Below are 13,431 nucleotides of genomic sequence, written 5' to 3'. Positions count from 1 at the left end.
TTCACTCGTTCGATTCGTATAACTCCGTGAAAGCAGGGCGACCCGGCAGGCGGCAGTAACACCGGAGTGTCACCGTCCGCTTGACCGAGGAAGCAACGAACAAGGAGAGCCCATGCGACCGTTCGCGCTCAACTACGCCTGCCCGATCGAGGAATTGGAGGTCAGCACTCCGTACAGCTACGACTCCGGACTGCAGTTGAACGTACTCGCCGACGGACGGATCGCAGCTCGCGATTACGCCGTGTTGCGAGAGTGGGGGTCCACGACCTCCACCGCCGGCTCGAAGACGCACTTCGACGACTGAACACGGAACGTCGACGATGACCGTGCTGATCCTCACCTCTGAACAGGACGTGACGGCAGACATGGTGGTGGCCGAGTTGAGCGGAGCCGGGGTTCCGGTGGTCCGGCTCGACCCCGCGGATCTCCCCGGCCCGGTCGCCCTCTCGGGCGAGTATGTGCACGGGGCCTACCGCGGACACGTGTCCACCGGCGACCGCCTGGTGAGCACGAACGGACTGCGGTCCATCTGGGTGCGCAGGCCCGGAGTTCCGGCCACGCGGGTCGCCGAGCCGTCCGTCTGGCTGACCGAGGAATCCGCACAGGCCTTGTACGGGATGCTGCACAGCACCGGCGCACGCTGGATGAACCGGCCCGACGCCGCCCGACGGGCCCGCCACAAGCCCTGGCAGCTCCGCGTCGCCCAGTGCAGCGGACTCCCCGTGCCGGCCACCTTGATCACAACCGTTCCGCAGGCCGCCCGGGAGTTCGCCGAACGCTTCCCCGACCTGGTCGTCAAGCCCGTCTCCGGCACGCACCCCCAGGATCCACCCAGGGCGGTGCCCACCACTCGTATCGCTCCGGACGCCGACTTCTCCGCCGTCGCGTTCGGCCCGACCCTGCTGCAACGGCGGATCGCCAAGCGCGCCGACATCCGCCTCACCGCCGTCGGCGACCGGCTGCTGGCCGCCCGCAAACCGGCCGTCCCTGACGCCGACCACGTCGACGTCCGCTTCTCCCCTTCCACCGAGCCCTGGCAACCCGTCAACGTCCCGCCGCGCATCGCCACATCCGTGCACGACTATCTCCGCCAGGCCGAACTGGCCTATGGCGCCTTTGACTTCGCGGAGGACGCCGACGGGATCTGGTGGTTCCTGGAGTGCAACCAGTCGGGCCAGTTCGGATTCATAGAGATGGACACGGGACAGCCGATCGCCCGCACCATCGCGGAATGGCTGGCGCGCCACGAGCCGGATTCGACGTCACGCCCCGTCGGCCCGCTCCGCATGACCCGCTGATACCGGTGAGGGGCCGTGCGGCACGGCGCCTCGGGGCGGACACGACGCGGGGTCATGACCGCTCCCCCGACGACCCTCCTGGGTACGCACACGCGACGGATGGTGGACGGCCGTGCCCGCCGCGTCCACAGGGCGGTCGAACGCCGGTGACCGCTAGGCCCGTTGCGCAGGCGGCGAGGCGCTCGCTCCCGGGCCGCCCGGGTCTCGCCGTCGGATGCGCGCGGAGCCTACGGCGTCCGGTGTGCCCTGACGCCGCGCCGCGCCCCGTACGCGACCGCCCCCACGACCAGCACGGCCGCGCCCCAGACGACCGACGAGGCGGGCAGGGTGAAGGCCAGCGACAGGCAGCCGACGAGCCCGACGACGGGGATGATGCGCGGCGGCCGCTTCTCCTCGGCGGTCAGGGTCCACGCGGAGGCGTTGGCGATGGCGTAGTACACGAGAACCCCGAAGGAGGAGAACCCGATGGCGCCGCGCACATCCGTGGTGGCGGCGAGAACCGCCACCACGGCACCCACGAGCAGTTCGGCCCGGTACGGCACCTTGAACCGCGGATGGACGGCGGCCAGGACGTGCGGCAGGTGACGATCGCGGGACATCGCCAACGTCGTACGTGAGACACCCAGGATCAGCGCGAGCAGCGAGCCGAGCGCGGCGACCGCGGCCCCCACCCGCACCACCGGAGCCAGCCCCGGCACACCGGCCTGCCGCACCGCCTCGGCCAGCGGCGCCGCCTCACCCGCCAGTCCCTTCGGCCCGAGCACCACCAGCACCGCCACGGCGACCGCCGCGTACACGACCAAGGTGATACCCAGCGCGAGCGGAATCGCCCGCGGGATCGTGCGCGCCGGATCCCGTACCTCCTCCCCCAGCGTGGCGATCCGGGCGTATCCGGCGAACGCGAAGAACAGGAGCCCCGCCGCCTGCAACACCCCGGTGGCGGTCGCGTCCGCCCCCACATCGAGGCGCCCGGCCCGCGCCTCGCCCGAGGTCAGACAGGCCACCACCACGGCAGCGAGCACCACGAGCACCACCGCGACGATCGCCCGCGTCAGCCATGCCGCCTTCTGCAGTCCCACGTAGTTCACCGCGGTCAGCGCCACCACGGCGGCCACGGCGACGACGTGTGCGTGCCCCGGCCACACATACGAGCCCACGGTGAGCGCCATCGCCGCACACGACGCGGTCTTCCCGACCACGAACCCCCATCCGGCCAGCCAGCCCCAGAACTCTCCCAGCCGCTCACGACCGTAGACATAGGTCCCGCCGGACTGCGGATAGCGTGCGGCCAACCGGGCCGAGGACATGGCGTTGCAGTACGCCACCACCGCCGCGACCGCCAGTCCGGTCAGCAGCCCCGACCCCGCCGCCCGCGCGGCCGGCCCGAGAGCGGCGAAGATCCCCGCACCGAGCATCGAACCGAGCCCGATCACCACGGCGTCGACCACTCCCAGCCGTCGCTCCAGCACGGCGGATCCCTCACCCCGCGACGCCTGCACCATGCCCGCACCACCCATGTGTCGTTCTCCGATGTCGAGCGACGATATCTGTGATACGTGAACGCCAGGTGGCACGTCGGGCGGTGCGGTCACCGGCCCTGACCTGCTCGTTGCCGCCGTTTGGCACACTGGCCGGAATCCGGCGAAGGAGTACTGCATGTCGATGGTCGGCAACCTGCGTAAAGTGGCACGTTTCGCACGGCGGATCCGCCGTGTCGACCTCAGCCATCCGGCCCGCTCCCCGCTCGGTTCCACAGTGGTCAACTGCGTCATCTACCGCGAGGGCGTCCGGCAGCCCGGCACGGATTCCGTCGACGAAGCGGTCCGCCAGGCACGCAAGCACCGCCATGGGTTCGTGTGGCTGGGTCTGCACGAGCCGACCGCGGAGGAGTTCGTGGGGGTCGCCGAGCTGTTCGGCCTGCATCCGCTGGCCGTCGAGGACGCCGTCCACGCCCACCAGCGGCCCAAGGTCGAACAGTACGGCGAGGTCCTGTTCGCCGTCTTCAAGACCGTCACCTACGTCGAGCACGACCGACTGACCGCCACCAGTGAGGTGGTGGACACCGGCGAGATCATGGTCTTCACCGGACCGGACTTCGTGGTCACCGTTCGCCACGGCCGCCACGGCTCCCTCGGACCGCTGCGCGAGGACCTGGAGGCCGACCCCGGCCAACTGGCCAAGGGTCCGGCGGCGGTGCTGCACGCGATCGCCGACCACGTCGTCGACGACTACCTGACCGTCGCCGACGCCGTCCAGAACGACATCGACCAGGTCGAGAGCGAGGTTTTCACACCACACGGCTCGCGCAGCGCCGACGCGGGCCGCATCTACCAGCTCAAGCGGGAACTGCTGGAGCTGAAACGGGCCGTGGTGCCCCTCGCTCGCCCCATGGGCCGGCTCGCCACCGAGCCCCGGCCCACCATCGCCCCGGAGATACAGGCCTACTTCCGCGACGTCGCCGATCACCTGGCCCGAGTCACCGAACAGATCACCGCCTTCGACGCCCTGCTCGATTCGATCCTCCAGGCCCACCTGGCACAGGTAACCGTGGCCCAGAACGAGGACATGCGCAAGATCACCGCCTGGGCGTCGATCATCGCAGTACCGACGATGGTCTGTGGCGTGTACGGCATGAACTTCGACCACATGCCCGAGCTGCACTGGCGCTACGGTTATCCGCTCGCCCTCGGTGTCATCGCCGCCGCCTGCTACTTCCTCCACCGCGGCTTCAAGCGCAACGGCTGGCTGTGACCGACCCAGCCGGGCCCGGGTGACAGCGCGCCTTGGGCCCGGGTCGGGCACATGCCGGTGGAGTCGAGTGCCGAGACAGCCGACGCGGAGGTCACGTCGCCGGCTTGGCAGGAGACAGTACCGAGCGGAGTTGTCTGCGAGAGCTGACGCCGAGCTTGGCGAACACGTTGCCGAGGTGCCACTCCACTGTGCGTGGGCTGATGAACAGCTGGGCGGCGATCTCGCAGTTGGTGTGCCCGTCTCTGGCCAGCCCGGCGATCTGGGCTTCCTGGCTGGTGAGTTGGGTGACGGCGCCGACCGTCCCCCTGCGTACGGTTTCTCCGGTCGCCAGAAGCTCTCTGCGGGCCCGCTCGGCGAAGCCGTCGGCTCCGGCGCGGCTGAAGGCCTCGTAGGCGGAGCGTAGTTGGGTACGGCTTTCCTGGCGGCGGTTCCGGCGACGCAGCCACTCGCCGTACAGCAGGCGGGCGCGGGCCAGCTGGATGGCGACCCGGCAGCGTCCGAGATGCTCGATCGCCTCCTGGTAGAGCGCATCGGCGGCCGGGCCGTCGCTCAGCAGTGCCCGCGAGCAGGCCTCCACGCCCCGTGCCCACTCGGTTCCGCTGGCGCGTGTGCGTTCGGTGAGCTTGTCCAGCGCCGCCGCCGCGGTCTCCGGCTGTCCGCTGCGGGCGGCCGCCTCGATCAGTTCGACCAGTGCCCACCCGAAGAATCCCAGATCCTCGTACTGGCATGCGCGCTCGGCGGCAGCCAGCGCCGCGTCGTAGCGGCCGAGGCCGTTGTACAGCAGTGCGGTCGCGTACTCGGCCAGGCTCAGAACGCGTCCCTCACCCCGGGCGCTCACCTCTTCGACGGTGGTCTCGATGAGGTCGAGTGCCTGGGATTCGCGGGCTCGCCAGGCGCCGAGCAGCAGTGACGTGTACATCATGGGTACGCCGCCCATCGCCTCCGAGATCGATGTCGCTTCGTCGATCAGAGCCGCGGCAGTGTCGAATGCGCCGGCGTGCACGTGGAAGCACGCCTGGTAGGTCAGCGCCATCGGAAGGACGGCCAGCGCCCCCGCTTCGCGGGCGATGTCGACGGCGCCGGTCGCCAGATCGTGCCACGCGTCGTCGTCCCACAGCTCCGGTGCGAGAGGCTCGGGTGTCACACGGAACGCCAGCCACAGCCAGCGCCTGTCCGCCTCCGTCACGCCCGACTTCCGCTCCCGCAGAACAACGTGCAGTGCGCGCCTGAGCCCGTCGACGCCGGCGGCGTGGCCATCGATGATCAGGGCGGCCATGCTGTCCAGAAGGACGTCGACCACCCGCGGCGGCGTCGGCGGCGACGGTCCCGCGCGGGCCGCCTCGGCCACCTCCCGCTGCCCGGGCCCCGCACTCAGACGGCCGGCGAAGATCGCCGCGCCGACCGCTTCCAGCAGGGTGTCGCGGGCGAGGGTGGCATCGAGAGGCGCCAGCCGGTGTGCGGCGTCGAGCAGCAGCCGGGGCGCGTCGCCGCCGCGTACCTGGGAGAACACCAGCCGGGCCCGCAGCCGCTCGAGTCGGGCGCGCTGCAGGTCGTCGAGTGGGCCGGCCTCCGCGACCGCCAGCAGGTTGTGGGCCTGGTCGGCTCCGCCGGCGTCGATGGCGGCCTGAGCGGCGGCCAACGCACGGGTGACGCGGAGTGCGGGATCGGGCGTCAGTTCCGCCGCCCGCCGCAAGAACGAGGCCGCCGCGGCGGCTCCTCCCCTGCCTTGAGCCCGGTCGGCCTGGCGCTCCAGGTCGACGGCGACGCTCTCGTCGGGCCGGGTGGCGGCGTGAGCGCGATGCCACGCCCTGCGATCAGGATCGACGTGGGGGTCGGTGGCTTCTGCCAGTGCTCGGTGCGCCGCCCGGCGATCCGGCACGGTGGTCCTCCGGTAGATCGCCGAGCGCACCAGGGGGTGGTGGAACCGCACCCTGGTACCGAACTCGACCAGTCCCCCTGCCTCGGCCGGCGCTGCGGCGTCCCCCGGTATCCCCTGCAGTACGGCCGCGCGCCACAACAGACCCACGTCTCCGGTCGGCTCGGCCGCGGCGGTCAGCAGAAGCCGCCGGCTCTCTCGCGGAAGTGATCGGAACTGCTGGTGGAAGCTGTCTTCGAGGCAGCTCGCCGTGGGGCGCCTGCCAGGGAGCCAGAAACCGCCCGCCAGCTCAGCGGGGGCGAGCGCGCGCAGTACATGCAGCAGGGCCATCGGATTACCGTGAGCCTCGGCGACGATCCGGTCGCGTACCAGCGGGTCGAGCGGCACGCGGACGGCCGAGGCCAGCAGAGCACGCGCGTCGGGCTCGCTGAGGCCCTCGACGATCAGCTCCGGCAGACCGGCCAGCTCACGATCGTCATCAGGCACCCGCAGGGCGAAGATCAGAGCCACCGCTTCGGCCATCAGCCGCCTGGCGACGAACGCCAGCACCTGCAAGGACCCGTCGTCGAGCCACTGCGCGTCATCGACGAGGCAGACCAGCGGTCGCCCCTCGGCGGCGCCGGCGAGCAGACCGAGCACAGCCAGGCCCACCAGGAAGCGGTTGGGCGCCTCGCCCTCCCGTAGTCCAAAAGCGACGGACAACGCATCGCGCTGCGGACCGGGCAGCTCATGAAGCCGACCCAGCATGGGCGCGCAGAGCTGATGAAGGCTCGCGAAGGCAAGCTCCATCTCCGACTCGATGCCTGCGATGCCGACGACACGGAACCCGTCGGCCCGGCGGGCCGCGTGGTCGAGCAACGCGGTCTTGCCGATCCCTGCCTCACCGCGAAGGACCAGGACCGCGCTGCTGCCCGCCCGCGCTGTGGCCAGCACCCGCTCCAGCGCGGCCAGCTCCTTGTCCCGGCCGCGCAGTGCGACCTGCGCCTCGATGTGCTCCATTGGACGCCACCCGACATGGTCATTTTAGTGCATTTGGACCATTCCCAGAGTGTGGGGAGCCGAGGCGTGAGATGCCCCGGGGGTGCATCCCCGGGGTGAACCCCCGGGGTTTTCCCTGGGCCGACGCGCGACCGCCGAAGCGATGGTGGAGGAGCCGGCGACACAGAGTCGCTGACATCAAGCAAGGAGAAAAACCCATATGTCTGCCACCCTCGAAAGGTCGGCGATCCGTCCGTTCACGTTCGAGTTCCCCGAGGCGGAACTCGAGGACCTGCGTGCGCGCGTCGTGGCGACGCGCTGGCCCGAGAAGGAGACCGTCGCGGACCAGTCGCAGGGCACCCAGCTCGCCACGCTGAAGGAGCTCGCGCACTACTGGGCGTCGGAGTACGACTGGCGCAAGGTCGAGGCGAAGCTGAAGGCCCTGCCGCACTTCATCACCGAGATCGACGGGCTGGACATCCACTTCATCCACGTCCGCTCGAAGCATGAGGATGCTCTGCCGCTGATCGTGACGCACGGCTGGCCGGGCTCGATCATCGAGCAGCTGAAGATCATCGAGCCGCTCACCGACCCCACGGCCCACGGCGGGAGCGCGTCGGACGCCTTCCACCTGGTGATCCCGTCGATGCCCGGCTACGGGTTCTCGGGCAAGCCGACCACGACCGGCTGGGGTCCCGAGCGCATCGCACGTGCCTGGGCAGAGCTGATGAAGCGCCTCGGATACCAGAAGTATGTCGCGCAGGGCGGCGACTGGGGTGCGATCATCACCGACTACATGGGTGTGCAGGAGCCCGAGGGGCTGCTCGGCATCCACACCAACATGGCCGGCGTGGTTCCGCCCGCCGTCGACCAGGCGCTCATCGCCGGCAACCCCCTGCCCTCCGGTCTGTCGCTCTCCGACGAGGAGAAGGCGGCCTGTGAGCAGCTGGACTTCGTGTACCGGCACGTCTACTTCGCCTACATGATGGGATCGCGCCCGCAGTCCCTGACCGGACTCGCGGATTCTCCCGTCGGCCTGGCCGCCTTCATGCTCGACCATGACGCGGCCAGCCTGGAGATGATCTCCCGGTCCTTCGCCGGGCACGCCGAAGGCCTGACACGAGACGACGTCCTGGACAACATCACGCTCTTCTGGCTGACGAACACGGCGATCTCCGCGTCTCGTCTCTACGCGGAGAACAAGACCTCGTTCTTCGGCGTCAAGGGCGTCTCCCTCCCCGTCGCCGTGAGCGTCTTCCCCGACGAGATGTACCGGGCACCGAAGAGCTGGGCGGAGCAGGCGTACCCGAACCTCATCCACTACAACACGCTCGAAAAGGGCGGGCACTTCGCGGCGTGGGAGCAGCCGGAGCTGCTCGTGCGGGAGGTTCGTGCGGGCCTCCGGACGCTTCGCTAGGTGACCGGGTCCGGGCGTCGGTACCTGCCCTCGCTCGGCAGGGCCGCCGAGTGGCTCGACTCCGAGCCACTCGGCGGCCCCGAGCCGTGCGGCCACGTCGGACGGCGACATGCGTCGAGGGGCTGCCGCACCTCGCCCGCGCGCACGGCCGGACTCCTCACGAGACGGCCGACGCATCATGATCGAGATGAGCCGCTCGCCGATGCGTGCAACGATCGAGCCGGGACAGGCCGCACTCGTGATCGTTCCGAACCCACTGCGAAGCCGTCCGGAGGACGCGATGGTGGACGTAGCCCATACGCGAAGTACCGCGGATCCGGAAGCGCGGGTCGTGGCTCTCGACGTCAATGGACGTACCCGCAAGGTGGCGCTGGACCCGCGTGTCACCCTGCTGGACGCCTTGCGTGACCACCTCGGGCTCGTGGGCACCAAGAAAGGCTGTGACCAGGGCGCTTGTGGTGCCTGCACGGTACACGTGGACGGGAAGCGGGTGCTGTCCTGTCTGACGCTGGCCGCTCAGTGCGAGGGTCGCGCGGTCACGACCATCGAGGGGCTCGCGGGACCCGAAGGTCCTCACCCGGTCCAGGCGGCGTTCCTCGAACACGACGGGTTTCAGTGCGGCTTCTGCACACCCGGTCAGATCATGTCCGCCGTGGCGCTGCTCGAAGAAGGGCGAGCCGGCTCCGACGAGGAGATCCGCGAGTACATGAGCGGGAACCTGTGCCGCTGCGGCGCCTATCCGCACATGGTCGCGGCCATCCGTGAGGTGGCGTCGGGAAGTGGTCGCGGTGCGGGCGCTTGAGTACGTCCGGGCGGCCGATGCCGATCAGGCCGTGGAGTTGGTCGCCGGAGATCCGACGGCGGCGTTCCTCGCGGGTGGCACTACGCAGCTCGATCTGATGAAGGACGGGGTCCTGCATCCCGCGCTGCTGGTGGACATCACCCGGCTGCCGTTGCACGCGGTCGAATGCGACGGCGACGTACTGCGCGTGGGTGCGCTGGTCACCATGGAGGAACTGGCCGCGCATCCCACGGTCAGGGAGCGGGTGCCCTTCGTCCGGGAAGCCTTGCTCTCGGGCGCGTCCGTGCAGTTGCGGAACATGGCCACGATCGGGGGCAATCTGCTGCAGCGCACCCGCTGCCGGTACTTCCGCGATCCTGACGTTCCCCAGTGCAACAAGCGCGCGCCCGGGTCGGGGTGCGCGGCCGTGCAGGGAACCGCGCGCATGCACGCCATTCTGGGGGCGAGCGAACGGTGCATCGCCGTGCACGCCTCCGATCTGGCGGTCGCCCTGGTGGCCCTTGACGCCGTCGCGCACATCCAGGGACCGGACGGGCAGCGGCAGGTCCCCCTGACGGAGTTCTACCTGACGGCTTCCGACAGCCCGGAGGTCGAGAACGTCCTCCAGCACGGCGAGCTGATCACGGCGGTGGACATCCCTCTTCTGCCGAACGGCGCCCGGTCGGGCTACCTCAAGGTACGGGACCGCGGTTCCTACGAGTTCGCCCTGACCTCGGCGGCCGTGAGTCTGGTGATCTCCGGCAACGCGATCCAGGAGGCGCGGATCGGCCTGGGCGGGGTCGGATCCATCCCGTGGCGGGCCTGGGAGGCGGAGCGGGAACTGACCGGTGCGCCCGTCTCCGTCGAGAACTTCCACAGGGCAGCGGCCTCTGCGGTTCACGGCGCGTGGACCGTACCGGGTACGGCCTTCAAGGTCGAGCTCGCCCAGCGCACTCTGATCCGCGAGCTGCGGGCACTGTCGGGAGCCGCGGTATGAGCACAGTCCGGAGCAGGCCGGTCATCGGCGCCGGCGTCAACCGCGTCGACGGTCCCCGCAAGGTCACCGGAGCCGCGCCCTACCCGATGGATTTCCACGTTCCCGGACAGGCCTACGCGGCGCTCGTCCAGAGCACGATCGCCGCCGGCCGCGTCATCCGCGTCGACACCGCGGCGGCCGAGGCATCACCCGGCGTCGTCACCGTACTCACCCACGCCAACGCGCCCAGGCTGGAACGGGCCCCCGTGAACAGGCTGGGAGCCTCCCCGCCCCCTCCGCTCCAGGACGACCGCATCCTGCACCACGGACAGCACATCGCGGTCGTCGTGGCCGAGACGCCCGAGCAGGCGACCGCGGCCGCACGTCTGGTGTCGGCGGAGTACGAGCGCACCGAACCCCTGCTGGACCTGATGGACCCGCGGGCACCCCAGGTCGACGACCCCTGGGGCATGGACCACAGCCGGGGTGACGCCGTCGCTGCCCTGACGACGGCCGAGGTCACGGTGGAGGAGACGTACACGACCGCGGACAACACCAACAACCCGCTCGGCCCGTTCGCGACCCTGGCCTCCTGGGACGGCGACCACCTCACGGTCCACGACACCACCCAATGGCCGTTCGTGGTGCGGAGCACCCTGGCAACGGTGTTCGGGGTTCCCGAGAGCTCGGTGCGTGTGCTGGCGCCGTACGTGGGCGGAGGCTTCGGCGCCGGGCTGCGCGTGTGGCCGCATGTGATCCTCACGGTCGCCGCCGCCCGTGTGTTGCGACGGCCGGTCAAACTGGTGCTCACCCGGCCCCAGATGTTCACCTCCGTGGGGCACCGGCCCAAGAGCGTGCAGCGCATCGCGGTCGGGGCCACACGGGCCGGCGATCTGGTGGGCATCGACCACCGCAGCATCTCGCCGGTGGCGATGGAGGACGAGGACTACGAGCCGATCGCATCCGGCACCGCGTTCGCCTACCACTGCGAGAACGTCCTCACGCAGGACCGGCAGGCCCACCTGAACATCCCCAACCCCACCTCCATGCGGGCCCCGGCCGAAGCGCAGGGCAACTTCGCGCTGGAGTCGGCCCTGGACGAACTCTCCTACAAGCTGGGGATGGACCCGCTGGAACTGCGCCTGCGCAACTACGCCGAGGAACACCCCGTCCACTCACTGCCGTGGTCCAGCAAGGCACTGCGCGAGTGCTACGAGGTCGGCGCGGAGCGGTTCGGCTGGTCCGCCCGCACCCCCGCTCCCCGCTCGATGCGGGACGGACACTGGCTGATCGGCCTTGGCATGGCGGGAGTGAGCTATCCCTGGTACGCGGCGGACTGCCAGGCGGAGGCCACCGTGCACCGGGACGGCAGCGCTCTGGTCCGCAGCGCCGCCGCCGACATCGGCACGGGCACGTACACGGTGATGACCCAGCTCTCCGCGGAGTGCCTCGGCCTGCCCCTGGAGCGGGTGCGCTTCGACCTCGGCGACTCGGACATGCCCGCCGCGCCTCAGGCCGGAGGGTCCGGGCTCACGGCGGCGCTCGGCAACGCGGTCTTCGACGCCTGCGGACGGCTCGTCAAGCGGTTCGCGGCGCTGGCCGCCCGGGACAGCGAATCCCCGCTGTACGGGGTCGCCCCGGAGTCCGTCGAGGTCACGCGGGGCCGTATCCATCCGATCGGACAGCCGGACCGCGGCGAGACGTACGCCGACATCCTCGGCCGGCACGATCTGATGGAGCTGACGGCGAACGGCTACAGCAAACCCCGGTCCCAGGACGAACTCGGCATGGCCCTGTCGGGTGCCTTCGGCGCCAAGTTCGTCGAAGTCCGTGTCGACGCGGACCTGGGACTCATACGCGTCGCCCGCGTCCTGTCCGTCATCGACGGCGGTCGCATCCTCAATGTGAAGACCGCCCGGAGCCAGATCGTCGGCGGGACCGTCGGTGGCATCGGTATGGCGCTCTTCGAGGACACCGTCACCGACGCTCCCAGCGGGCGGATCGCCAACGGCACCTTCGGTGACTACCTCATCCCCGTCCACGCGGACGTACCCGACCTGGAGGTGGTGTTCGTGGGCGATCCCGACCGGGGCAGCCCCATCGGCACCAAGGGAGTCGGCGAGATCGGCCTGGTCGGTGTCGCCGCCGCCGTGGCGAACGCCGTCCACCACGCCACCGGGAAGCGCATCCGCTCTCTTCCCCTCACCCTCGACGCCCTGTTGTGACGCCTTGAGGGCGGGGCCCGCGCTCACGGCACGCGGGCGGTCCAATCCGGGGAAGCGAACTTCGCTGCGGCCAGTTCCTCGGCGCGCTGGAGCTCCTGCCCGGTGATGTGGCCGGTGGTGAGGCCGTAGCGCGCACGGAACGAATGGATCATGCGGTCGATGACGGCCTCGCGGGTCAGGCCGGTCTGCCGCCTCAGCGGGTCGACGCGCTTGTTGGCACTGCCGATGCCCTTGCCGGACAACTTCTCCCGGCCGATGCGGAGCACCTGGAGCATCTTCTCGGCGTCGATGTCGTAGGACATGGTCACGTGGTGCAGGACCGCGCCCGGACCGCCGTCGGGTGCGACGATGCGCTTCTGCGCGGCTCCGGCGATCTTGCCGGCGTCGGTGGCGATGTCGTTGAGGGGCTGGTACCAGGCCTTGATGCCCATGTCGTCGAGGGCTGCGAGGACCCAGTCGTCGAGGTAGGCGTAGGAGTCGGCGAAGGACAGTCCGGACACGAGGGAGGCGGGGACGGAGAGGGAGTACGTGATGGTGTTCCCGGGTTCCACGAACATGGCGCCGCCACCCGAGATGCGCCGTACCACGGTCATCCCGTGGTGTTGAGCGGCTTCGGCGTCGACCTCGTTGCGCAGGGACTGGAAGCTGCCGATGACGACGGCCGGTGCGCCCCATTCCCAGACACGGAGGGTGGGCGGTCGGCGTCCCGCGGCGACCTCCGCGGTGAGGACCTCGTCGAGCGCCATGTGCAGCGCGGGCGACTGAGGCTGCTCATGGATGAGCTGCCAGTCGTAGTCCGTCCAGTCCGTCGCCTGGGCGAGAGCGCGGCGGACGGCGATGGCGACGCCTTCCGGAGTGAGTCCGTACATGACGGTGCCCTCGGGCAGGCCCGCTTCGATACGCAGGGCGAGCTCAGCGGCTTCCGTGGAGACGGGGGCGCCCTCCAGGGACCGGTTGACGGCAAGGAGTGCCTCATCGGGCTCCAGGAAGAAGTCCCCGGCAACGCGGACGTTGCGCAGTACGCCGTCGTGGTCGTCGAGATCGACCACGATCAGCTTGCCCCCAGGCACCTTGTACTCGCCGTGCATGCTGATCCACCCTGATCATTCGTAGGACGCCGTCACGGTAA

Annotated in this window: 10 protein-coding genes; 7 read left to right on the top strand and 3 right to left on the bottom strand. The window is 70.1% G+C overall.

Features of this window, described 5'->3' with window-relative positions:
- Positions 1-112 precede the first annotated feature (112 nt).
- Together tgmA and tgmB are read left to right on the top strand one after the other, a co-directional pair.
- On the top strand, positions 113-304 hold the full coding sequence (tgmA, locus tag Q2K21_RS18630) for a putative ATP-grasp-modified RiPP (protein WP_310772318.1): 192 nt from the start codon (positions 113-115) through the stop codon (positions 302-304).
- Positions 305-320: 16 nt separating this feature from the next.
- Complete coding sequence (gene tgmB, locus Q2K21_RS18625; RefSeq protein ID WP_310772316.1) at positions 321-1,298, top strand: ATP-grasp ribosomal peptide maturase; 978 nt, start codon at positions 321-323, stop codon at positions 1,296-1,298.
- Positions 1,299-1,525: 227 nt separating this feature from the next.
- Here tgmB and Q2K21_RS18620 read toward each other — a convergent pair whose 3' ends face one another.
- Positions 1,526-2,800 carry an APC family permease gene (locus tag Q2K21_RS18620; protein ID WP_310772314.1) on the bottom strand — a complete coding sequence of 425 codons (1,275 nt, stop codon included), beginning with the start codon at positions 2,798-2,800 and terminating at the stop codon, positions 1,526-1,528.
- 154 nt (positions 2,801-2,954) lie between these two features.
- Between Q2K21_RS18620 and Q2K21_RS18615 the strand changes: the two genes are divergently transcribed.
- Positions 2,955-4,049: a magnesium and cobalt transport protein CorA gene (locus Q2K21_RS18615; RefSeq protein ID WP_310772312.1), complete on the top strand. Its 1,095-nt coding sequence runs from the start codon at positions 2,955-2,957 to the stop codon at positions 4,047-4,049.
- Between the two features lie 91 nt (positions 4,050-4,140).
- On the opposite strand, the gene Q2K21_RS18610 is transcribed toward Q2K21_RS18615, so the two are convergent.
- On the bottom strand, positions 4,141-6,924 hold the full coding sequence (locus Q2K21_RS18610; protein ID WP_310772310.1) for an ATP-binding protein: 2,784 nt from the start codon (positions 6,922-6,924) through the stop codon (positions 4,141-4,143).
- A 199-nt stretch (positions 6,925-7,123) separates the two neighbouring features.
- On the opposite strand from Q2K21_RS18610, the gene Q2K21_RS18605 reads away from it, so the two are divergent.
- From Q2K21_RS18605 to Q2K21_RS18590, 4 genes are all read left to right on the top strand, one after another.
- Positions 7,124-8,320 (top strand): epoxide hydrolase family protein, encoded by a 1,197-nt coding sequence (locus tag Q2K21_RS18605; protein WP_310772308.1) that lies wholly within the window; start codon positions 7,124-7,126, stop codon positions 8,318-8,320.
- A gap of 331 nt (positions 8,321-8,651) precedes the next feature.
- Positions 8,652-9,122, top strand: coding sequence for a (2Fe-2S)-binding protein (locus tag Q2K21_RS18600; RefSeq protein WP_386275685.1), 471 nt, complete (start codon positions 8,652-8,654; stop codon positions 9,120-9,122).
- Positions 9,109-10,098 carry an FAD binding domain-containing protein gene (locus Q2K21_RS18595; protein WP_310772305.1) on the top strand — a complete coding sequence of 330 codons (990 nt, stop codon included), beginning with the start codon at positions 9,109-9,111 and terminating at the stop codon, positions 10,096-10,098. The genes Q2K21_RS18600 and Q2K21_RS18595 overlap by 14 nt, the downstream gene beginning before the upstream one ends.
- Complete coding sequence (locus Q2K21_RS18590) at positions 10,095-12,302, top strand: xanthine dehydrogenase family protein molybdopterin-binding subunit (RefSeq protein ID WP_310772301.1); 2,208 nt, start codon at positions 10,095-10,097, stop codon at positions 12,300-12,302. Before Q2K21_RS18595 ends, Q2K21_RS18590 begins: the two co-directional genes overlap by 4 nt.
- Positions 12,303-12,325: 23 nt before the next feature.
- Here the strand turns inward: Q2K21_RS18590 and Q2K21_RS18585 are convergent, their stop codons facing one another.
- Positions 12,326-13,390: a lipoate--protein ligase family protein gene (locus tag Q2K21_RS18585; RefSeq protein ID WP_310772300.1), complete on the bottom strand. Its 1,065-nt coding sequence runs from the start codon at positions 13,388-13,390 to the stop codon at positions 12,326-12,328.
- Between the last annotated feature and the right edge of the window lie 41 nt (positions 13,391-13,431).

Origin of the sequence: Streptomyces sp. CGMCC 4.7035 (assembly GCF_031583065.1) — a bacterium.
Classification (GTDB): Bacteria; Actinomycetota; Actinomycetes; order Streptomycetales; family Streptomycetaceae; genus Streptomyces; species Streptomyces yaanensis.
Note: the sequence above shows the minus strand (reverse complement) of the source record. Positions and strands in the feature narration are given on the sequence as shown.